At 57.1% G+C, this 21,586-nt stretch carries 20 protein-coding genes; 8 read left to right on the forward strand and 12 right to left on the reverse strand.

Going from position 1 to position 21,586, the window contains the following annotated elements:
• Nucleotides 1–7 precede the first annotated feature (7 nt).
• The 8 genes from PVE98_RS22265 to PVE98_RS22300 form a co-directional block, all read right to left on the reverse strand.
• Nucleotides 8–787: an ABC transporter ATP-binding protein gene (locus tag PVE98_RS22265; RefSeq protein ID WP_033748199.1), complete on the reverse strand. Its 780-nt coding sequence runs from the start codon at nt 785–787 to the stop codon at nt 8–10.
• On the reverse strand, nt 784–1,470 hold the full coding sequence (locus tag PVE98_RS22270) for an ABC transporter permease (protein WP_033748200.1): 687 nt from the start codon (nt 1,468–1,470) through the stop codon (nt 784–786). The genes PVE98_RS22265 and PVE98_RS22270 overlap by 4 nt, the downstream gene beginning before the upstream one ends.
• Before the next feature lie 9 nt (nt 1,471–1,479).
• The gene (locus PVE98_RS22275; RefSeq protein WP_033790876.1) at nt 1,480–2,205 is read right to left on the reverse strand and encodes an ABC transporter permease; all 726 of its coding nucleotides are present in this window, start codon (nt 2,203–2,205) and stop codon (nt 1,480–1,482) included.
• Between the two features lie 6 nt (nt 2,206–2,211).
• The gene (locus PVE98_RS22280) at nt 2,212–3,060 is read right to left on the reverse strand and encodes a transporter substrate-binding domain-containing protein (RefSeq protein ID WP_187143692.1); all 849 of its coding nucleotides are present in this window, start codon (nt 3,058–3,060) and stop codon (nt 2,212–2,214) included.
• A gap of 10 nt (nt 3,061–3,070) precedes the next feature.
• On the reverse strand, nt 3,071–4,270 hold the full coding sequence (locus PVE98_RS22285) for a M20 family metallopeptidase (protein ID WP_033748203.1): 1,200 nt from the start codon (nt 4,268–4,270) through the stop codon (nt 3,071–3,073).
• Between the two features lie 309 nt (nt 4,271–4,579).
• Nucleotides 4,580–7,291: a cation-transporting P-type ATPase gene (locus PVE98_RS22290; RefSeq protein ID WP_096074175.1), complete on the reverse strand. Its 2,712-nt coding sequence runs from the start codon at nt 7,289–7,291 to the stop codon at nt 4,580–4,582.
• 450 nt (nt 7,292–7,741) lie between these two features.
• Nucleotides 7,742–8,440, reverse strand: a complete 699-nt coding sequence (locus PVE98_RS22295) for a DJ-1/PfpI family protein (protein WP_096074174.1) — start codon at nt 8,438–8,440, stop codon at nt 7,742–7,744.
• A 43-nt stretch (nt 8,441–8,483) separates the two neighbouring features.
• The gene (locus PVE98_RS22300; RefSeq protein WP_313619128.1) at nt 8,484–9,380 is read right to left on the reverse strand and encodes an alpha/beta hydrolase-fold protein; all 897 of its coding nucleotides are present in this window, start codon (nt 9,378–9,380) and stop codon (nt 8,484–8,486) included.
• Nucleotides 9,381–9,666: 286 nt separating this feature from the next.
• Here PVE98_RS22300 and PVE98_RS22305 point away from each other — a divergent pair, with 286 nt between their 5' ends.
• The 3 genes from PVE98_RS22305 to PVE98_RS22315 all read left to right on the forward strand — a co-directional run bounded on the left by PVE98_RS22305 (nt 9,667) and on the right by PVE98_RS22315 (nt 12,221).
• Nucleotides 9,667–10,620 carry a glycosyltransferase family 32 protein gene (locus PVE98_RS22305; protein WP_081876035.1) on the forward strand — a complete coding sequence of 318 codons (954 nt, stop codon included), beginning with the start codon at nt 9,667–9,669 and terminating at the stop codon, nt 10,618–10,620.
• Between the two features lie 19 nt (nt 10,621–10,639).
• Nucleotides 10,640–11,593, forward strand: coding sequence for a glycosyltransferase family 32 protein (locus PVE98_RS22310; protein ID WP_096074172.1), 954 nt, complete (start codon nt 10,640–10,642; stop codon nt 11,591–11,593).
• A gap of 82 nt (nt 11,594–11,675) precedes the next feature.
• A complete protein-coding gene (locus tag PVE98_RS22315; protein ID WP_033749049.1) occupies nt 11,676–12,221 on the forward strand; it encodes a GNAT family N-acetyltransferase in 546 nt (181 codons plus the stop codon).
• Here PVE98_RS22315 and PVE98_RS22320 read toward each other — a convergent pair.
• Nucleotides 12,203–12,526: an AzlD domain-containing protein gene (locus PVE98_RS22320; RefSeq protein ID WP_033748218.1), complete on the reverse strand. Its 324-nt coding sequence runs from the start codon at nt 12,524–12,526 to the stop codon at nt 12,203–12,205. The genes PVE98_RS22315 and PVE98_RS22320 overlap by 19 nt on opposite strands.
• Entirely contained in the window at nt 12,523–13,188 is a 666-nt protein-coding gene (locus tag PVE98_RS22325; RefSeq protein WP_313619129.1) for an AzlC family ABC transporter permease, read from the reverse strand. The genes PVE98_RS22320 and PVE98_RS22325 overlap by 4 nt, the downstream gene beginning before the upstream one ends.
• A gap of 102 nt (nt 13,189–13,290) precedes the next feature.
• Here PVE98_RS22325 and PVE98_RS22330 point away from each other — a divergent pair, with 102 nt between their 5' ends.
• The 4 genes from PVE98_RS22330 to PVE98_RS22345 all read left to right on the forward strand — a co-directional run bounded on the left by PVE98_RS22330 (nt 13,291) and on the right by PVE98_RS22345 (nt 18,051).
• On the forward strand, nt 13,291–13,836 hold the full coding sequence (locus tag PVE98_RS22330; RefSeq protein WP_369826075.1) for a helix-turn-helix domain-containing protein: 546 nt from the start codon (nt 13,291–13,293) through the stop codon (nt 13,834–13,836).
• Nucleotides 13,837–13,924: 88 nt separating this feature from the next.
• Nucleotides 13,925–14,443, forward strand: a complete 519-nt coding sequence (locus tag PVE98_RS22335) for an N-acetyltransferase family protein (RefSeq protein WP_313619130.1) — start codon at nt 13,925–13,927, stop codon at nt 14,441–14,443.
• Between the two features lie 355 nt (nt 14,444–14,798).
• Nucleotides 14,799–16,343 (forward strand): methyl-accepting chemotaxis protein, encoded by a 1,545-nt coding sequence (locus PVE98_RS22340; RefSeq protein WP_096074168.1) that lies wholly within the window; start codon nt 14,799–14,801, stop codon nt 16,341–16,343.
• Nucleotides 16,344–16,818: 475 nt separating this feature from the next.
• Nucleotides 16,819–18,051 carry a sensor domain-containing diguanylate cyclase gene (locus tag PVE98_RS22345; RefSeq protein WP_096074167.1) on the forward strand — a complete coding sequence of 411 codons (1,233 nt, stop codon included), beginning with the start codon at nt 16,819–16,821 and terminating at the stop codon, nt 18,049–18,051.
• Nucleotides 18,052–18,111: 60 nt separating this feature from the next.
• Here PVE98_RS22345 and PVE98_RS22350 read toward each other — a convergent pair whose 3' ends face one another.
• The gene (locus PVE98_RS22350; RefSeq protein ID WP_033748230.1) at nt 18,112–18,621 is read right to left on the reverse strand and encodes a phenolic acid decarboxylase; all 510 of its coding nucleotides are present in this window, start codon (nt 18,619–18,621) and stop codon (nt 18,112–18,114) included.
• A gap of 105 nt (nt 18,622–18,726) precedes the next feature.
• On the opposite strand from PVE98_RS22350, the gene PVE98_RS22355 reads away from it, so the two are divergent.
• On the forward strand, nt 18,727–19,617 hold the full coding sequence (locus PVE98_RS22355) for a LysR family transcriptional regulator (protein ID WP_096074166.1): 891 nt from the start codon (nt 18,727–18,729) through the stop codon (nt 19,615–19,617).
• Between the two features lie 162 nt (nt 19,618–19,779).
• On the opposite strand, the gene PVE98_RS22360 is transcribed toward PVE98_RS22355, so the two are convergent.
• The gene (locus PVE98_RS22360) at nt 19,780–21,150 is read right to left on the reverse strand and encodes an aldehyde dehydrogenase family protein (RefSeq protein WP_313619133.1); all 1,371 of its coding nucleotides are present in this window, start codon (nt 21,148–21,150) and stop codon (nt 19,780–19,782) included.
• Nucleotides 21,151–21,586 lie beyond the last annotated feature (436 nt).

The raw sequence follows: 21,586 nt of genomic DNA on the forward strand, positions 1-21,586 counted from the left end.
CCTACAGCTAGCTCGCATTACGCTGGAAGTGGCTGTTTACAAACGCGCGGCAGCGCGGCGAAACAGGGTCAAGAAACAGCTGCTCCGGCGCGCCCTCCTCTTCCACCATTCCCTGATGCAAAAACACCGCCTTATTCGACACGTCGCGCGCGAAGCCCATTTCGTGCGTCACGATAATCATCGTGCGCCCCTCTTCCGCCAGGCCGCGGATCACGCGCAGCACCTCGCCCACCAGTTCGGGATCGAGCGCAGAGGTCGGCTCATCGAACAGAATCGCCTTCGGCTGCTGCGCCAGCGCGCGCGCAATCGCCACGCGCTGCTGCTGGCCGCCTGACAGCTGCGACGGCCAGGCGTCGCGCTTCGCGTAAAGCCCCACCTTATGCAGCAGCGCCTCCGCCTCTTCCGTCGCCTCTTTGACGTTGCGCTTCTGTACGTGCACCGGCGCTTCGATGATGTTCTGCATTACCGTCTTGTGCGGCCAGAGATTAAAGCTCTGGAACACAAAGCCAAGCTGCATCCGCATCAGCTTAATGCGCTGGCGCTGCGCGCGACTCAGCTTTTCATCGGCGTTATCCAGCGTCACGCTGTTCTCGCCCACGGCGATCTCGCCCGCCTGCGGCACTTCAAGAAAGGGAATACAGCGCAGCAGCGTACTTTTTCCCGATCCGCTGGCGCCGATTAGCGAGATGACATCGCCGTCCTGCGCCGTCAGGCTGATGTCGTGCAGCACTTCATGTCCCGCATAGCTTTTTCTGAGATGGCTCAGCATGATGGTTGGTTGGGTCATGAACGCGCTCCGAAATAGTAGGGGGAGAGGCGCCGCTCCAGCAGAGAGACGCCTTTGCTCACCAGTATGCTGAGCAGCAGATAGATCGCCGCCGCGCTGAGGAAAACTTCCAGCGCGCGGAAGGTAGAGGAGACGATAGAGTCAGCGATGCCGGTCATCTCCATCAGGCTGATGGTACTCACCAGCGAAGTAGACTTGAGCATAGAGATAATTTCATTGCTGTAGGCGGGCAGCGCCTGACGGATGGCGATAGGCAGCGTAATGCGGGTGAAGATCTTATGCGACGGCATGCCGCAGACCCTGGCCGCCTCCAGCGACTGACGGCTCACCGCGTTGAGGCCGCCGCGCAAAATCTCCGAAGTATAGGCCGCGTCGTTGAGGATCAGCGCCAATAGCCCGCACCAGTAAGGATCGCGCAGCAGCGGCCAGAACATGCTTTCGCGCACCGCCGGCAAACTGCCCAGGCCGTAGTAGATCATAAAAATTTGAATCAGCAGCGGCGTGCCGCGAAACAGCCAGACGTAAAAACGGGCGAAATAGCCACCGACGCGCGTCTGACGCAGCAGGTTCAGCCCCAGCGCCAGCAGGCCGCCGCCCAGCAGCGACAACACCGCCAGATTAATGGTCAGCGGCAGGCCTTTGAGCAGCGCCAGCAGGGTTTCCTGCAAAAAAGGGAGATCCATCGGCTTTCCTTAAACGTTAGCGCGCTGCTGGCCGCGCATAGCGAACTTCTCTACCGCGCGGAAGACCCAGTCGGAACAGGTGGTGATAATCAGATAGATCACGGCGCCGACGCTGTAGAAGAAAAACGACATCTGCGTGGAGTTGGCGGCCGTGGTGATCTGGTTCATGGTTTCCACCAGTCCGGTCACCGAGACCAGCGCCGACTCCTTGATCACCGACTGCCACTGATTGCCCATTCCCGGCAGCGCGGTGCGCAGCGCCTGGGGCACAATCATGCGGCGGAACAGCATCAGCCGCCCCATGCCCGTGACCGTCGCCGCCTCCAGCGTGCCGCGCGGAATGGCGTAGAACGCGCCGCGAAACACGCCGCTCTGGTAGGCGCCGGAGATCAGGCCGATGGCGATAGCGCCGGCGATAAAGCCGTTGATATCGAACGGCCCCTGCATGCCCAGCGCGGTTCCAACCGAAGAGAGTACCTGACGACCGCCGAAGTAAAACAGGTAGATCACCAGCAGTTCCGGCACGCCGCGAAACACTGTGATATAGCCTGCCGCCAGACGCCGCTGCCAGCGCGAACCGGCAATCTGCATCCAGCAGAGCAGGCTGCCCAGCGCTGCGCCCAGCAGCCACGCGCAGAGCGAAACGGTTACCGTGACCGTGGCGGCGCTCAGCAGCACGCCGCCCCAGCCTTCGTCGCCGAAGCCAATTAGCTGCCAGTCGATTTGGGTCAACATCGGCTATCAGGCTTTCGGCGCGACGTCTTCGCCGAACCATTTGATGGAAAGTTTGCTCAGCGTGCCGTCTTTAATCATCGCGGCAAGCGCGTCGTCCAGCGCCGCCTTCAGCTCAGCGTTGCCTTTGCGCAGGCCAATTGCCGATCCCGCTCCCAGCACGCCGCCGCTAAACCCATAGCCGCTGCTGCTGATGGCGTTCGCATGTTTTTTCACAAAGGCGTTAAGGTTAGTGCGCGACGCCATCACCGCATCTACGCGGCCGTTCATTAGATCGGCAAAGGTTTCCGGGCCGGCCTGATAGGTACGAATCGTGGCGACGTCGCCCAGATATTTTTGCAGGAAGTCCGTCTGAATGGTGGCGACCTGCACCGCGATGGTTTTGCCCTTGAAGCTGGTTTTCAGTTCATCGATCGCTTTCTGCATGCCGGCAGCGTCATCGGCCGTCACCACGGTGCCGGTGCCGGGCAGCGTCGCCAGCGGCGAGCTTTTGGCCGTCACGAAGCTGGAAACGCTGACGGTGTATTGCTGGGTAAAGTCGATCGCTTCAGCGCGCTTCGGCGTAACCGTCACTGCGTCGATAACCGCATCATATTTGCCGTCGATCAGACCGGGGATCATGCCTGACCACTTTTGCGCACTGATTTCATATTTGAAGCCGACGCGCTTCGCCAGCTCTGCCACGATATCGGGTTCATAACCGACGATCTTGCCGTTCGGCGTGGTCTGGTTAAACGGAGGATAGCTGCCTTCGGTGGCGAATTTCAGGGTGCCAAAATCTTTTGCCAGGCTGAGCGCCGGTACGGCTGCCAGGCCCAGAGCCAGGGTGGCCGCGAACAGCCCTTTGCGCATCATCATAGTGATATCCTCATTTATTATTGTCAGAAAGCAGATCGACGGCCAGTCGCACCATCGCCTGCGCGCCTGCGGCGATGCTGCGTTCATCCGGCTGATAATCGGAGTTATGCAGATGGTCGTCGCGGCCCGGCGTGCCGGAGCCGATATGGATCTGACAGCCCGGCGCGCGCTCGGTAAACAGGGAAAAATCTTCCGCGCCGAAGCTGTCGCTCGGTTTCGCGACAATGGGTTTGCCGAACTGATGCGAAAGAATCTCCTCCAGCGCGTCAATCAACCGGTCGTCATTCATTAGCGGCGGCACGCCGCGCAGATAGTCCACCTCGACGCGCACGTTCATCGCCAGCGCGACGCCTGCGCATATGCGACGGAACGAGGTTTCCATATCGGCGCGCACCTGCGGCGATTTAGTGCGAATAGTGCCCTGAAGCAGGCAGCTGTCGGGAATGATATTGTGCGTGGTGCCGCCCTGGATATGGCCAATAGTCAGCACAGCGGAGTGGGCCGGATCGCGCTCGCGCGAGATCAGCGTTTGCAGCTGGCCGATCAGAGAAGCCGCGGCAACGATGGGATCGACGCCCATATGGGGCCGCGCGGCGTGCGTCGAAACGCCATGCACTCGCACGTCGAACTCGTCGCTCGAGGCGGTGCTGCCGCCTCGCGTCAGCGCCACGTCGCCGGCCGCCAGCTCCGGCTTGTTGTGCAGCGTGACGGCCCAGTCTACGCCCTCAGCGGCGCCATCGGCGATCATCGCTTCCGCGCCGCTTTCCGGCGTTTCTTCCGCAGGCTGGAAGATAAGCCGCACTCGGCCTTTCAGCTGTTGACGGTAGTTGGGCAGGATCGCCGCGACGCCAAGCAGCGTAGCGGTATGGAGATCGTGTCCGCAGGCGTGCATTTTGCCGGGCAGCGTGCTGCTGAAGGAGAGACCGGTCTGCTCCTGGATGGGCAGCGCGTCCATATCCGCACGCAGCAGCAGCGTTTTACCCGGCTGCGCGCCGACAATGTCTACCAGCACGCCGGTGCGGCCGACGCCTGTTTGGGGAGTGAGGCCATGGGCGCGCAGCCAGTTAGCGACGATCTCCGCAGTGCGCACCGTATCGAAGCCGAGCTCCGGATGCGCATGGATATCGCGTCGGATGGCGATCAGTTGCGGCTCAAGATCGGCTACTCTGGCGCTTATTTCCCTCGCCAGGCGTGCTTTTTCGTCAGTCATATTTTCCCTGCAGAATGCCTTTACTTACGGCGTCAGGCGCAGCGGTTCGAGCCGCTGGCTATATTGTTGTGTTTGCAGGCTTTATTTATTCACAGAGGAAAGCAGAAAGCAACGCGCGGGATATTGAGGAAAAATTATTAAAATCAATAAATTAGAAAACATCACTTTTAAGACGCCTGAGAATGCAGCGAATCAGCAAGATTATTAATAATCCCCGACCGTTCATCACATCGTCTAATTATGTTATTGCACAAAGTGTGCTGCTGCCGATAAAAAAACGCCCTGCGAACAGGGCGTTTTCAGTGGTAATCAGGCGCGGCGCCAGCGGCGCGTCAGCTGTTTTTCCAGCTCGACGATGATGAAGATCGCGGCGCCGACGATAAAGGCGATGACCCAGTATTTAAACGGCAGCGGACGAGTGCCGAACAGGGTATTCATCAGCGGCAGATAGATAATCAGCGCCTGCAGCACTACCAGCACGCCGCTCACCAGCCAGATGCCGCGATTTTTCAGCATGCCGCTGTCGAGTGAGAAGCTGTTGGTGCTGCGGCAGTTCAGCATATAGACCCACTGCGCGGTGACCAGCGTCTGCAGCAGCACGGTGCGGATGAATTCCGGCTCATAGCCGCGCGTCTGCAGCCAGGCTTCGAGAACGAAGGCGCTAACGGAGATCAGCAGGCCGACGAAGAGCATACGCCAGACGGCGTAACCGTCCATTACCGAGGCGCTGACGTCGCGCGGCGGACGGCGCATCACATTCGCCTCGGCCGCTTCAAACGCCAGGCCGAATGAGAGCGTGGCGGACGTCGCCATATTCATCCAAAGGATCTGAACCGGCGTCAGCGGCAGCAGGTTGCCCATCAGGATGGCGATAATAATCAGCAGGCCCTGCGCCAGGCAGGTCGGCATAATAAACAGAATAGTTTTAATCAGGTTATCGTAGACCCGACGCCCCTCTTTCACTGCGGCGGCGATGGTCGCGAAGTTGTCGTCGGCGAGGATCATATCGGCGGCCTCTTTGGTCACCTCCGTGCCTTTGATGCCCATGGCGATGCCGACGCTCGCCTGCTTCAGCGCAGGCGCGTCGTTGACGCCGTCGCCGGTCATGCCAACCACTTCGCCGCTGGCGGCCAGCGCTTTCACCAGACGCAGCTTATGCTCGGGGCTGGTGCGCGCGAAGATATCGTACTGACGCGCCGCTTCGGCAAGCTCGCTGTCGCTCATATGCTCCAGATCGCGCCCCGTCAAGGCTTTATCGCTGTTGCTGATGCCCAGCATTTTGCCGATCGCCATTGCCGTCTCCTGATGATCGCCGGTGATCATCTTGACGCGGATGCCGGCCTGCTGGCAGTCGTCGATAGCCGCGACCGCTTCCGGACGCGGCGGATCCATCATGCAGGCGAGCCCCAGCAGCACCATATTCTCGCGCAGATCCGCATGATCCAGCGAGTCGATCGCCTTCGGCACGCGTTTCCACGCCGCCGCGACGGTGCGCAACCCTTCGCTGGCGTAGCGGGTAATCGCCGCCTCCCAGTAGGCGCGATCCAGTGGCTGTGCGCCGTCGGCGCTCTGCTGATGCGTGCAGAGCGACAGCAGCACGTCCGGCGCGCCGGTCATCAACACCCAGGCCTCGCCGTCCGCTTCGCCGCTGACGGCCATATATTTATAGAGCGAGTCGAACGGCAGCTTGCTGACCAGCTGCTGCTGACCCACTTTTACGCCCCCTTTCGCCGCCAGCACTTTCAGCGCGCCTTCGGTCGGCCCGCCGACAATGCGCCAGCGCCCTGCCGCATCCTGCTGGATCTGGCTTTCGTTGCAGATATCGATGGCGGCGAGAAAGCGCGACATGACCGGATCCTGCGCTGCGATAAGCCCGCTGTCCGGCGTCTCCGGGACAATCTCGCCCACCGGCTCGTAGCTGTCGCCGCTGACGCGCCAGCGGCTTTCCGCCAGCACCACCGCTTTTACCGTCATCTCGTTCATGGTGAGGGTGCCGGTTTTGTCGGAGCAGATCACCGACATGGCGCCCAGGGTTTCGACCGTCGGCAGCTTGCGGATAATCGCGTTTTTGCGCGCCATCGACTGCACGCCCAGCGAAAGAATAATCGAGATAATTGCCGGCAGGCCTTCAGGCACCGCCGCCACTGCCAGACTGATCACCGACAGCGCCAGCGAGGCCAGCGGAATGTCGCGCAGCAGATAACCAAAGACAAAGAGTCCGGCCATCATCAGCAGGATCGCCGCGAAAATCGCTTTGCCGAGCTTATCGATTTGCAGCAGCAGCGGCGTTTTGGCGGTTTCGATGTTGCCCATCATTTCGTTGATATGACCCAGCTCGGTGTTGCGGCCGGTAGCGATCGCCACGCCCAATGCGGTGCCGGAACTGACGGTGGTGCCGGAGAAAGCAAGATTGAGTCGGTCGCCCAGCGATTTGTCACCTTCGAGCGCCTCGCTGCTTTTCGACACCACGGTCGATTCGCCAGTCAGGATAGCTTCTTCCACGCGCAGGTTGTGCACTTCGAACAGCCGCAAATCCGCCGGAATACGATCGCCAGGCCGCAGCATCACCACGTCGCCAGGCACGAGGGTTTCGCCCGGCACCGTCATAATCTCGCCGCCGCGCACCACCACCGCTTCGTTCGAGAGCATATTTTGAATGCCCTTCAACGACTTCTCGGCGTTGCTCTCCTGAATAAAGCCGATGAACGCGTTGATTACCGCCACGCCGAGAATAACAAAGGTATCGACCCAGTGGCCCATGATTGCCGTAATCACCGCCGCCGCCAGCAGGATATAGATCAGCATATCGTTGAAGTGGGCCAGAAACTTCAGCCAGGCCGGCTGAGGCTTCTTTTGCGGCAGCGTGTTGGGGCCGTTTTTCGCCAGCCGCGCCTGCGCTTCGTCGACAGATAGCCCTTGCGGAGAGCTATCAAGCTCGGCGAAAACGGCTTCGCTTCGATGCTGATACCACGGCCGCGCTTTTAAAGCGGCATTTTGCAATGTCTTGCGGTCGTTATTCATTTCTTACTCCGTGCAGGCAACCGGCGACTGGATCGCAGTTAAATTAAATGGGCCAGCATAGTGCGACAGCTTAAATAAGCTGATACTGATTCAGGTCATATTTTTGTTGTTTTAATTCAGTAAAACTGTTGCCGGAATAATTCTTCCATCACATCGGTTTCAGCATGAATACAGCGAGCAAATATCGTGGAAAATAACTTAGAAATCAAAGTACTAATATTTGTTGTTTTTGCAGTTGCTGCGACCAGCGCTGTAGGATGGCTGACATATTTCGTGGTTGATAATTTCTTGTAAGCGTTAGCCTTTATAGCGAGAACAGCTTATTTCACTGGTCCGCTTCTCATCCAATAAAAATACCCACACTCCTGCTGGGTATTTAGACATGGCAAAAATAAATCTCTGCTAAAAATTAAACGGCAGCTAAACAGCGATATAAAAAAACGGCTCTGTTTACGCTTTATTCTGCGCAAGGTTCCGCGCCGCCAGCTCCGTTGCGCGGCGTCTGACCGCGATAAAATCCGCCATCTGCGCGCGGGCGGTCTCCACCTGCTCAGGCAAGGCGGAATGCGGCGACCCGGCATTAAACGGCGGTTCGGGATCGTACTCCATCTGCAGCTGAATCGCCTGAGCGACATCCTGGCCCCGTAATTCCGCGACCAGCGTCAGAGCAAAATCGATCCCTGAGGTGACGCCCGCGCCGGTTAGCCGGTTGCGGTCGCGCACCACGCGCGCGTCCACCGGCTCCGCCCCCAACAGCGCCAGCTGATCGCGCGAGCTCCAGTGCGAGGTAGCGCGATAGCCGCGCAGCAATCCGGCGGCGCCCAGCACCAGCGATCCGGTGCAAACAGAAGTAATAAACTGCGCCTGCTCTGCCTGACGGCGCAAAAAGCAGAGCGTTTCACTGTCCGACATCAGCGCAATCTGGCCCGGCCCGCCCGGCACGCAAATGACGTCCAGCGGCGGGCAGTCGCTAAAATCGCAGTCTGGCAGCAGCGTTAAACCGCGATCCGAGCGCACCGGCTGTTTCTCTTTCCAGATCAGATGACACACCACATCCGGCGTGCGGGCGAACACCTCGAAAGGGCCAGTGAGATCAAGCTGGGTGACATCCGGGAAAAGCAGTATGCCGATATGCAGAGGCGTTTTCATGGCGGCGATCCTTTATGGGCTGTGGAGAAGGGCGACGCGTGCGTTACTCCGCGCCGGAGAGGATGTTCAGCGTTGCCTCGAGCGAAGAGGGCAGCAGTTCGCCGTGCGTCTGACCAGGATAACGTATTTCATGCAGCCTGACGCCTTTATCGCGCAGCGTAGCGATCAGCGCACGATCGGCGTCGTTAAGCTGCGCTGCGCGCTTCTCTTCATGACGATCGCTGCGCCCGTCCCCTTCGATCAGGTAGAGGGTTTTACCGCTCAGCGCCTGCGGCGCGGCCTGCTGCGCCAGCTCGACGATGCGCTGATAGCGCCAGCCAAGCGACGGTGCCGCGCTGAAATAGTGCGTGAAAGCCGCGTCGCTATAGAGGGTATCCAGCACGAAGAGTCCGCCGTAGGAGTGGCCCCACAGCGCTCGCCGCTGCGGATCGCTTTTCGCCTGTTTCTCCGCCCAGGGCATAATCTGCTCCAGCAGCAGCGCGCGAAAGGCGTGACTTCCGCCCCCTGGATAGCGTTCATGCCGCGCATCGCCTCGCTGCCCGCCAGGCGGGGTATAGTCGAGCGCGCGCGCCTCGACGTCGAACGGCAATCGGGTGTCATACCCCACCGCCACCAGCGCCGGCGGCTGGTGTCCCGCCAGCTGCTTCAGGCGATCTTCGCTGAGACGCGCCATCGCCGCGTTGCCATCCAGCAGGTAGAGCACGGGAAAGCCCGCTGTCGGCGCCGCCTGCTTCGGCACGCCAAGCCAGACTTTATAGCGGCGCAGGCCGTCGGCAGAGGTGAAGGTCTGGCTGGTAAAGCGATAAAACGCCGAGCCACGATCGGCAACGTTGTCGCCCAGCGGCGCCATGTGTGGCCTGCCGTTCGCCTGCGTCGCGAGCGTTAAACCAACACTGAGCGCCAGCAGGGCCGTGGAGAAAATCTTCAGCGGGTATTGCATATAAAGCCTTCCTGACCTGACGAAAAGATTCGCCATCCTAACAAATCACACGTGATAATGAGAAGCTTTCTCAATAAAACAGATTACATTGGTTTATGCCTGCTTATCAGAGCCGCTAGCTAAACTCTGATTTAGCGAGACAGGGATTGCGAATCGACATCACAGATCGTTAAATTTCAGCATTCGACCAGACTTTTTTTATTTTGATGCCGGACGTTTGTTACGACAAACGGGCCGATACTCCTTTCAACCGACACCAGCAAAGCCATTAATCAGAGGTTGTTAAATGGATCGCCTTAAATACCAGATAAGGGTTGTACGCTTTTTATGTTTGTACGCCCTGTTTCGACTGAGATTATTCAAATTCAGCGACCTCGCCTATTCTGATAGCCATGAAAATGAGGCATTAGATATTCTCACCAGACACGACAGCGAAAAAAGCGCTATCCCAAAAGTGATCTGGATGTACTGGGACAGTCCTAACCCGCCTGACCATATCATGGCCTTCCATCAAAAAATGAAGACGATTAATCAGGCGCATGAAATTATTCTGCTCGACCGCAACAGCCTGAGAAAATATCTTCCAACGCTGCATTTCGATTTTCAGGGGATTGGACTGGCGCATAAAAGCGACGTCATTCGCCTCGCCCTGCTCAAGCGCTACGGCGGGATCTGGGTCGACTGCTCGACGCTGGTTTATCAGGATTTCAGCTGGGTGCATGAACGCAGGGGCTATGACATGGTGGGCTACTACAGCGACGCCAACACTCAGGACGCGCGTTTTCCGGTGATCGAAACCTGGTTTATGTGCGCGCCGCCTGAAAACCCTTTCGTCAGCCGCTGGCTGGAGTTGATCATGCCGCTGACCAAGATCAGCGTCGATGACTACTACAATCGCATCAAAGATCGTCCCGATTTCGAACGCATTAAACAGGGCATTCCGCGCGGCAGCTATTTAACCACGAACTACCTCTGCCAGATTGCCATGCGCGAAGCGGATAGCGTTAACCTTTATCTTAAAAAATGCGAAACCTCGGCCTTTTATTATCAGAACGTCTTTAAGTGGAATTGTCTGAAGATGTCGCTGTTTTTACTCTGTACGCGCCAGCCAACCACCCATCCGAAATTGATTAAGCTGACCAACAGCGACCGCCAGTTTTTACCGCTGGCCCGTAAGCTGCGCATTCTCGACGCAGAAAGTATTCTCGGGAAATTAATGCTGGAACAACAGCATCCTTAATCAACAAGCGGATAAAAAAATGGAACAGCTGAAACGACATCTCAGAACGGCAAAATTTCTCCTGCTTTATGTTTTATATAAGCTGCGCCTTTTTCGCTTTCCCGATCTGGCCTATTCAGAGGCGCACGAAAACGACGTAAAAGATATCGGTCGGCGAGCCTCAGCGGCGGCGCCCGCCATTCCAAAAGTGATCTGGATGTACTGGGACGACCTGACGCCGCCCGACTTTATTCAGGCGTTTTACGTCAAAATGAAGCAGATGAACCCGGACCATCAGATTCATCTGCTCAATCGCGAGTCGGTCAGGGAATTTCTGCCGTGGCTGCGCTTTGACTACGCGCAGATCGGCATGTCCCATAAAGGTGACGTGATCCGCCTCGCCCTGTTGAAAAGCTACGGCGGTATCTGGGTCGACAGCTCAACGCTGGTCTATCAGGACTTCTCCTGGGTGCACCAGCGCAGCGGCTACGATATCGTCGGCTACTACAGCGACGGCACCACGGTAGACAAAGCCTTTCCTGTGGTGGAAGCCTGGTTCCTCGCCTCGCCGCCGGACAACGCGTTTATCGCTCGCTGGCTGGAGCTGATTATGCCGCTGACGCAGATCGGCATCGACGACTATTACGCGCAGATTACCCGACGCAGCGATTTTGCCGAGATACGCCAGGGCATCAACCGCGGCAGCTATATCATTATCAATTTTCTCTGCCAGATCGTGATGCGAGAGCAGCCCGGCTTTAGCTGCTATCTGAAAAAGTGCGAAAGCTCCGCCTTCTTCTATCAGGATGTGTTCCAGTGGGACAGCCTGAAGATGTCGCTGTTTTTGCTCTGCGCGCGCGAGCCGGCGACGCATCCCAAACTGATTAAACTCACCAACGACGATCGCCGCTTTCTGCCGCTGGCGCGCAGGCTGAATATTCTTGAGCGCGACAGCGTAATGGGCAAGCTGCTGACGCCGCAGCGCGCGCCATAACGCCGCGCGTTGTTCAGGGAGAAAAACAGGCTATGCTGGCGGGCGGATGACCGCCGGTCATCGCCGCTACAGGGATCTGAACATGCAGTTAATTTCCGAACGTTTAGTGATGCGCCCCGTTGTCGCGCAGGATCGAGAAATGCTGATGCGTATTTATGGCGATCCCGCCACTAATACCTTCAACCCCGCCGGGCCGCTGGAGAATCTGGACGAGGCGCAGCAGCTGCTGGATCGCTGGATTGCGCACTGGCAGCAGCACGGCTTTGGCAATATGGCGCTGATTCCGCGCGATGCCCCCTGTGAGATCCTGGGCTTTGGCGGTTTCAGCCTACGCGAATTTGGCGGCAAGCCGGTAAATAATCTGGGTTATCGTCTGGCAACCCACGCCTGGGGCCAGGGCCTGGCCACCGAGTTTACGCGCACGATGGTACGCTATGGCTTTGAAGAGTGCGGGCTACAGGTTATCGACGCCGCGGTGCGGCCTAACCATCTCGCCTCCCAGCGCGTGCTGGAGAAAGCGGGCTTTACGGTGAACGGGCACGTTTACGATGTGCCCGACGCGCCCGCCAGCCTGACCTTTGAGTTAACGCTTGCGCAGTGGCGCGATGCTCAGGGCACGCCGCAGTAGCGCAGTGCGGCCGTCATCACGGCGGCGCCGATGATCACTGCGATTAGCGGCGCCTTGCGCCAGGCGAGAAAGATGGCGAACGCCACGCCCAGCACCCGCGCCATGCCGGCAAAATGCTGGCCTTCGAACAGCGTGCTGGTCGAGGCAACCGCCAGCAGCAATATCGTCGCCGCGTCCGACAGCATGGTTTGGGTTCGCTCGGCAATCGGCAGCCGGTTGCCGAGCTTAACGCCCGCCAGCCGCATCAGATATGTCCCGGAAGCCAGCAGCGCGATACCCGCAATTATCAGGGCCTGATGGCTCATTTACGCATCCTCCACGACAGTAATCCCAGCAGTGAAAACAGCACCGGCATGCCCGCCGGGACGAAAGGCGTCGCCAGAATCGACAGCAGCGCGCCGCCTGACGCCGGGATCAGCGTGCGGCGCTGGCGCAGTGCCGGGAATATCAGCGCGATGAGAATGGCTGGAAACACGGCGTCCAGCCCGATGGCGGAAACGTCGGGAATAAACTGGCCGATGGCGGCGCCGGTGATTACCGTCAGCGGCCAGATCAGGCCGATGCCGATACCGCACAGCCAGAACGCGGCCCGACGCTGCGCCAGCGTCGACTGGGAAATGCCAAATACCACGCTTTCATCGTTCATAATGTGGCAGCCGAACAGGCCGCGCGCGCCGCTCCCCACCAGATCTTTCACCGCGATGCCGAACGGCAGGTGACGCGCATTGACCAGCAGACCTGCCAGCGCCGCGGTGATCGGACTGCCGCCGCCCGCCACGATGCCGATAAACAGAAATTCCGAGGCGCCAGCCAGCACCAGCGTCGACAACGCTACAGGCACCCAGAGCGGGAAGCCGTCAGCACTGGCCAGCGAGCCGTAGGATAAGCCGACGATGCTGTCGGCCAGACAGACCAGAATAATGGCTTTTACCACTTCCCGGCTTAACGGGATGCGCTGCCTCTGCATAAGAAATTCTTCCTGTAACGAACAAAATTTCCATTATAATGAACGCAGCTGAATCGTTTTACAATGCGAACGATTCGTTCGATTTAGAAAACAGGAGTGAACGTGGCCCCGATCACAATTATTGCCAATAGCCTGGTGCGCGAACGTCAGCGCGCCGGCCTTTCGCTGGCTGAAGTTGCGCGCCGTGCGGGTATCGCCAAGTCTACGCTGTCGCAGCTTGAAGCTGGCAATGGCAATCCCGGAATTGAAACGCTCTGGGCGCTGTGCGTCGCGCTGAATATCCCCTTCGCGCGCCTGATGGAGCCGGAAGAGAAACGGATGCAGATAATCCGACGCGGCGAAGGGCCGACGGTCACCGCCGAGCTGGCGGACTATCAGGCGGTGCTGCTGGCGACCTGTCCGCCCGGCGCGCGGCGCGACATCTATCTGCTGAATACGCAGCCCGGCAGCGAACGCGGCTCGCAGCCCCACTCGCCGGGTACTATCGAGCATATTATTCTCACCCAGGGCCGCGCGCTGGTCGGCCCGAAGGCATCGCCCGTTGAACTGCATCCCGGCGACTACATCTGTTACGCGGGCGATGAGGAGCACGTATTTCGCGCGCTGGAGCCGGATACGCTGGCGGTGCTGGTGATGGAGCATAGCTGAGCCATCACTTTTTCCTATGGCTCGCGCTGCTGCCGACAGGGTAGCGCAGGTGTAGTATGGCGTTATCAAGGTTGCTTACGAGAACGTTATGCGCATTCTTCCCGCCACAGCCCATCATATACCCGCGATTCAACATATCTACGCCTGGCATGTGCTGCACGGCAGCGCTACTTTTGAAACCGATCCGCCTGGCGTCGAGGAGATGCAGAATCGGCTCAACGCGCTGCTGGAGAAAGGCGGGATCTGGCTGGTGGCAATGGAGGAGGATACCCTGATCGGCTACTGCTATCTTGCGCCCTATCGTCCCCGTTACGCCTATCGCTTCACGCTGGAAGATTCGATTTATCTCGATCCTGAGCATACCGGCCGCGGCGCAGGCCGCGCGCTGCTGTCGGAAGCTATTCGTCTCGCCGAAGCACGCGGTTTCCGGCAGATCGTCGCCGTGATCGCAGGCAACAGCAACCAGGCGTCGATTGGCCTGCACCGCGCGCTCGGCTTTCGCGCCACCGGCGTGCTGAAAGCAGTAGGATTTAAGCATGGCAGCTGGCTGGATACGCACCTTATGCAGCGCGAGCTTGGCGAAGGCGACGCCACTTCGCCGGAATAAAGCGGATTTATCGTTTCATATTTTAATGTTCGCTAATGCTTTCAGCTTCTCTTTTTCAGCATAGTTTTGAGGTTAATACAGAGACAGGTTTAACGTTGTCTGCCCACGGCAATTTTTCGCGCCAGACTGCATAAAGAGAGAATTAACGCCTCATCCTGTATGACCCTTAAAAATATCGCGCCATTTATAACCAGCGTCCTCTTTATGAACCAGCTGGTCCGATTTTATTTCCTGGATTCATTATCAAATTAATCATTGATTTAAGTAAATAACACGATGGTCAGCGCGTAATCAACTAAGGAGTAAGCCGGCAAGGCCGATATACCGGCTAACCCTAGTAAACTGGAAATTTGATATGTCGCTGAAAAAATCTTCGCTGCTCGTGTTTTCACTGATGATAATCCTCTTCCTGACCAGCGTTGCGGTTAGCATTTGGTTGCTGGTCCGCAGCAATGAATCTCTTAATGCTGTGAATAAAGAGATTCGCGTCGTGCTCTCCGTTATCGATCCCATAAACCACAGCCGCACCCTGCGGGTCCGGTTAATGGAATACATGAAAGAGATTGAGGTCAATGACGGCCAGTCGGCCGCGTCGCTCGAGGGAGTGAAAGCGGCCGCAGAGAAAGCGGACGTGGCGTTTCACGCCTATCTCGACAGCCCTCGACTAAAGGGCGAAGAAGCGGAGGCTGATGCCTATCGTCAGGCTTTTCTGGCATACAGAAACCAGGGCATTCAACCTTTGATAGAGGCTGCTGAAGCCCGGGATCAGGCTCGATTCAGGGAACGTCTGCCTGATGTCATTCGTCTTGATCGCGCCTACGAAATCATCCTGGATAAAGTGCTGGCGCAGCATGAAGCCTACGCCAAAAAACTGAATGAAGATGCCCAAAGCCATTTCAGCTCAGGCGTTATGCTGCTGCTGTTAATTGGAAGTTTATTTGGCCTGGTGGTGATTTCTATATCGATACTGATGCATCGCTTTGTGCTTACGCCTTTAATTAACGCAGGAAAACACCTTAATTTAATCGCTGATGGCCATCTTGATACGCCCGTTCCGGTTAAGCCAGCTTCGCGCAGCGAAATTCAGAGCCTGATGGGTTCTCTCGAGGCCATGCGCTTGTCGCTGACGACGATTATTATGCAGGTGCGCGATTCCGCTCATTCCGTTTCCTCCGCCTCCAGCGAAATAGCAGCCGGAAACGTCGATCTCGCTTCTCGTACCGAGCAGCAGGCGGCTGCATTAACGCAAACGGCTGCCAGTATGGAAGAGCTTGGCGCAACGGTAAAACAGAATACAGATAATGTGTATGAAGCCTGTCGTCTTACAGGTGAAGCGGTTGAAAATGCGCATAAAGGAGAAAATGTTTCGCGCGAGGTGATTAATTCAATGGACCTGATTAATTCAAGTTCGAAGAAAATTGAAGATATTATCAGCGTAATTAACGGCATTGCTTTTCAGACCAATATTCTGGCGCTGAACGCAGCCGTAGAAGCCGCCCGCGCCGGCGAGCAGGGACGAGGATTCGCCGTCGTCGCCGGTGAAGTGCGTAACCTCGCGCAGCGCAGCGCCGTTGCGGCAAAGGAAATTGAAAGCCTTATTGCCGAATCGGTCAACATCATTGGCAGAGGCTCTGAGCAGGTCAGCCGGACAGGAGAAGCGATGAATGCCATCATCTCTTCTGTGAGCCGCGTAAACGTCCTGATGGAACATATTTCAACCGCATCAGATGAGCAGAGTCGCGGTATCGCGCAAATTGAAAAAGCGGTTACTGAAATGGATTCCGTTACCCAGCAAAACGCGGCGCTTGTACAGGAGTCGGCTGCGGCAGCGGCATCGCTTGAAGACCAGGTGCAACATTTGACCCACTCTGTTTCAACCTTCCGCCTTTCGACGGGCTAAGGCCGGCCAGACCACAAGCCTCTTCAGGGAAAATTTAAGTCTGGCTGGCTACAGCCAGACTTTTTCAAGCCGCCGTCTGGAAAATGCCTTCCTGTTCCCCCTTCAGGCCCATGGATATCATCAATAATTAAAGCGCTGCTGGTACGCGACAGCGGCCTGCTACCAATCGTAGCCATTAGCCGAGATGATTAAAGATTGTGAGTCGGTTAGCCGATAATAACTGACTCATACTTCTGGCCCTGCATCGCGTCACCGACAGATTGCCGCGCATCTGTACGCGCAAGAAAGTGCGATATAAAAGCGGTCAGACAAGCCGCAGCATTCGCCACCGCTGATGACGCTCGTTGCCGCAGCACAGCACGCCTTATGACCCATTGCCTGGTCTGCGATTGCGGTAAACAGGGCGATTAAGAGGTTTGTCACGTCGGGTATCGAGGTTATCCAGTATTGTCAGCCAACAATGGAGCCGACCACTATGCATCCTGTGATCCAACCTACTTTTTCCGCTGTTTGGACCACGGACGCCCAAGGCATTTGCATCGTCAGTCAGGAGTGCCCTGCAGGCCTGATCCCCGCGCTGAAAGGCGTTACCTTGTGCGACTGGCTGAGATTCGCCCAGGCGGATGATGATGCACAAATCGCGCTGCAGCTTACTGCGGCGTTAGAGTGCGTGACCCCTTTTCATATCGAAGTGCCGATTCAGTGTCTTGATGGGACAACGCGACGCGTGCTGGTGTCGGGCTTGCCGAATGGCCAGCCTGCGGCTTCCCGCCTGCAGTACAACGGATTCATTCTTGATATTACCGGGCAGCGCAAAGCGCTTGAAGATGCGCTGCGCACGGCGGCGGAATACCGTCTGCTGATAGAAAACAGCACTGACCTTATCGCCCATTGCGACGCAGAAGGCAGATACGTTTCGATCTCCCCTTCCTACAGTGAAATGATCGGCTGGTCTGCCGAAGAGGTAATTGGTCAACGGGTGGTGGATTTCCTGCATCCCGACGACCGCGCACCTGCTGCCGAGGCGCTGGCAAGCCTGTTTAAAGGCGGCGTGCTGCCGGACGTGGTCGAAGTGCGTAAGCTTCATCGCGACGGCCATTATATGACGCTTGGCACCAAAGCCTGCGGCGTCAGCGATCCTTCTACAGGCAATAATATCGGCGCGGTGCTGGTTTCGCGCGACATCACGCGTGACAAGGAAAGAATACGCATGCTGGAGACGCTGGCGACCCGCGATGCCTTAACCGGTTTACCTAATCGCGCCTGGATCAACGACCAGATTCGCTCCATGCTCGCGCAAAGCAACGATCCGGCGTACACCGCTGTGCTGTTTATCGATCTTAACGGATTTAAGGCTGTGAATGATTCGATGGGACATGCCACAGGGGATGCCCTGCTGCTGCAGGTAGCCGAACGGCTTCAACGCTGCATGCGCCCGGGCGATTCGGTGGCGCGGATGGGCGGAGACGAATTTGTGGTTGCTGCGAAGTGCGGCCATCGCGATGCCGCGTCCGCTATCGCTCAGCGCATCATAGAGAGTCTCAAAGAGCCGTTTGTTATCAACAGTATGGATGTGTGGATCGGGGCAGCTATCGGCATCAGTCTCGCACGATTTGGTACAGCATCGGCTGAAACGCTATTTGAAAACGCCGATATCGCGATGTATCAGGCGAAAGCGCGACGTGATGGTTCATACCAGTTTTTCTAGCACTTTCGTCCTCGCAAATCAGAAAGCAGAAGAGCTCATGACGAGCTCTTCTGACGGCCATTAGTTTTTCAGGTTGTCCGGGAAATTGGCGGGCAGTTCGCTGGCCGGGCAATCAATCACGCTGTCGTTGTTTTCTCCTGCGTCGCGCACAAAGGTCAGCGTCGCGAACTCATCAATCACTTCGGTGGGATAAGCCGGACCCGCTTCGCGATAGCTGGCCATCTCTTCAAGGTGATCGTTCTGGAAGCAGACGGTTTTTTCCGGATTGTTCATCACCCAACGCGGGAAGAAAATGGTGCCGTGGAACACCTTATCGGCCATGTTAACGGCCAGGCTCACGTCGGTGCCGGTAGGTTCGGTCCAGGAAACTTTATAGACATCTTCTGCCAGACGGACGATATAAGCGTGCTGATTTTTAACCCAGCGGTTGCCCACCATACCGCTGTGAATACGGTAATCAACGGTATTGGCATTTTTAATATAAAGCTCGTAGTTCCAGCCGTTGTCGTAGGTGTAGACCAGATGTTTGCCGACCAGACCAGACAGATTGTGTTTATCGAAAGTGCTCATTGTGGCCTCCTCATTTATTTGCCTTGAGGAGATTATTACTCGTTGCAAAAACGATTAATAACGCTATTTTTAGCGCTTAATCATCCAATTTTTAGATGAATGATCATGCACAAGACAACGCTCGAACAGTGGTATTTGCTTGATGCCGTCGTGAAGGAAGGCAGCTTTGCGCAGGCGGCGGAGAAGAACAATCGCAGCCAGTCGTCATTAAGCTATCAGCTTGGCCTGCTGCAGCAGCGGCTGGGCATGACGCTGCTGAGGCAGGAAGGACGTCGCGCCGTTCTCAGCGCGGAGGGGCACCAGCTTCTCGCTCAGGTGCGTCCGCTGCTGGAGGGTTTCAGCGCGCTTGAAGCCCGGGCAAATGCGCTGCAACGAGGCGAACGCTCGCGTATCGATCTGATGGTTGATGCCATTATGCCTAAGCCGCTGCTTTTCGATGTGCTGCAGGCGTTTCAGCAGCGCTATCCCCATGTACGTATCTGGCTTAGTGAAATCGTCCGTAGCGAGACGGCTGACAGGCTGGCCGAACAGCAGGCCGATCTCTGGCTGGTGGCGCAGTATGGCGATGAGCAAATAGCGGGAGAAAGTCTTCTGAGCGTCGATTTTATCGCCGTCGCCCATCGCGATCATCCGCTGCACAGCGAGCCGGGGCCGCTAAGCGCCGCCACACTCGCGCGCTGGCCCTGCATAACGATCCTGGATCGTCAGCAGCAGCAACAGACGGCGTTGAACGGTGAGCAGGCCGAGAGCTGGTCCTTCACTACGCTATCGGCTGCCATTGAGGCGGTTCAGCATCAGTTAGGCTATGGCTGGCTGCCGGAGCTGAATATCGCTCCCTTCCTGAAGAGCGGCGAACTTCGTCCGCTGCCGTTGCTACAGGGGAGACGACGCTCAACCTCGCTTATGTTACGCATTAACGAGGAGAGACTGCCGGGCAATGGTACAATTTCTGCGCTGGCTGAGATGTTTATCGAGCGGGTAGCGCAGGCGAAATAAGCCGGTTTTATCGCGCGGGAGCGAAACAGAGGTTTTAAGGTTGCTACAAATCGGAAATTAACGCTGCGAAGCGTGAATTAAGCGCCTCAGTGCAGCGTGGCGCCCTTAAACGACAAAAGCGAGGGACAATGCCCTCGCTTCTCTATCGTCGCTCAGCAGGCCTTAGCGGCGGTTTTTCCAGATGGTCTGAATGTTGCAGAACTCATGGACGCCAAAATGGGAGAGTTCGCGACCATAGCCGCTCTTTTTAACGCCGCCAATAGTGACGCGAGGATCCGACGCGCCATTGCCGTTAATAAACACCGCACCGGTTTCGATCCGATCCGCCAGACGATCCGCCACAGCGTTGTCGTTGGTCCAGACCGTAGCGCTCAGACCGAATTCGCTGTCGTTGGCGATTGCCAGCGCATGATCGGCGTCGCGAGCGATAGCGATCGCCGCTACCGGACCAAACAGCTCTTCACGAAATGCCGTCATCTCGGTGGTGACGTCTGACAGGATCGTCGGCGCATAGTAATTGCCCTCGCCTGCGATCTTTTCGCCGCCCAGCACCAGACGCGCGCCTTCGCTCAGCGACTGCTGAACCTGACTATGCAGCTCATCGCGCAGATCAAAGCGTGCCATCGGGCCGAGATAATTTTTTTCATCCAGCGGATCGCCCATGGTCAATGCCTGTACCGCAGCGCTGAAGCGTGCTTCAAATTCCTCTGCGATGGACGCCTCGACGATAAAGCGTTTAGCGGCCATGCAGACCTGTCCGGTGTTCTGATAGCGGCCAGTCACGGCTGATTTCACCGCTTCGTCCAGATCGGCGTCAGCCAGCACGATAAAAGGATCCGATCCGCCCAGTTCGAGAACGGTTTTTTTCAGGGCCGCACCCGCCTGGGCGGCGATAGCTGAGCCGGCGCGTACGCTGCCGGTTACGGCGACGGCGGCGATGCGCGGATCTTTAATCGCGGCGGATACGCCATCGTTATCGACATTCACGGAAGCGAAGGCCCCTTTAGGCAGATCTGTCGCGTCAAACAGCTCTGCCATTAACGTGGCGCAGCCCATGACGTTCGGCGCGTGTTTAAGCACGTAGGTATTTCCAGCGAGCAGCATGCCAACAGCGCCGCGCAGTACCTGCCAGAACGGGAAGTTCCATGGCATCACCGCCAGAATGGTGCCGACAGGTTTAAAGCGCTGCCAGGCGTCAGGCACCTGTGTGGGTTGATCTTCCAGCATTGCCGGGCCGTGCTCGGCGTACCAGTCGCTGAGAGTGGCGCATTTAAGGATCTCGGCGCGCGCCTGCGCCAGAGGTTTGCCCATTTCCAGCGTGATAGTGCGCGACAGTTCCGGTTCGCGCTGGCGCAGCTGTTCAGCCAGCTGGCGCAGCACTTTCACGCGCGACGCCATATCGGTCTCGCGCCACTGTTTAAAGGCTGCAGCGCTGGCGTCAAGGGTATTTTCCAGCTCAGTCAGCGACTGCATTGGGTAGCGAGCCAGAATTTCGCCGTTGGCGGGATTTTTTGAAACAGCGTAATCGGTCATGGTGCCTCTCAGAATGTCTGTGGACGATGGGCTTACCCTACGCTTCTGCATTAGTGATGAAAAATGAATAATAGTGAGTAAGTTGTTTTCATATTATGAAGAGAGGATGTGCACGGTGTGCAGTTTTTTAAGCGTTATGTTGCAGATGACACTTGTCAGGCATCATGGCGACGATCGTTTATCCACATATACAGAGAGAAGATCCTAATAAACGATCATAAAGAGATCTAAAAGAGATCCTAAGAGATCCCCGATCGTCGCAGGCCGCACGCCACAAGGGCTCAGAAGGTGATCGCGTTCACTATAATCAGTAAAGAGTTCACTGTAATCAGTACTTTATTCACTATACACAGTAGAATGTTCACTATAAACAGTGCTAGTGTTCACTGTAGTCAGAAAACGATCCCTTTCATCCACAGAATGAAGATCTCATGCT

This window comes from Pantoea sp. GABEPS69 (genome assembly GCF_045780835.1).
GTDB classification, from domain to species: Bacteria; Pseudomonadota; Gammaproteobacteria; order Enterobacterales; family Enterobacteriaceae; genus Pantoea; species Pantoea septica.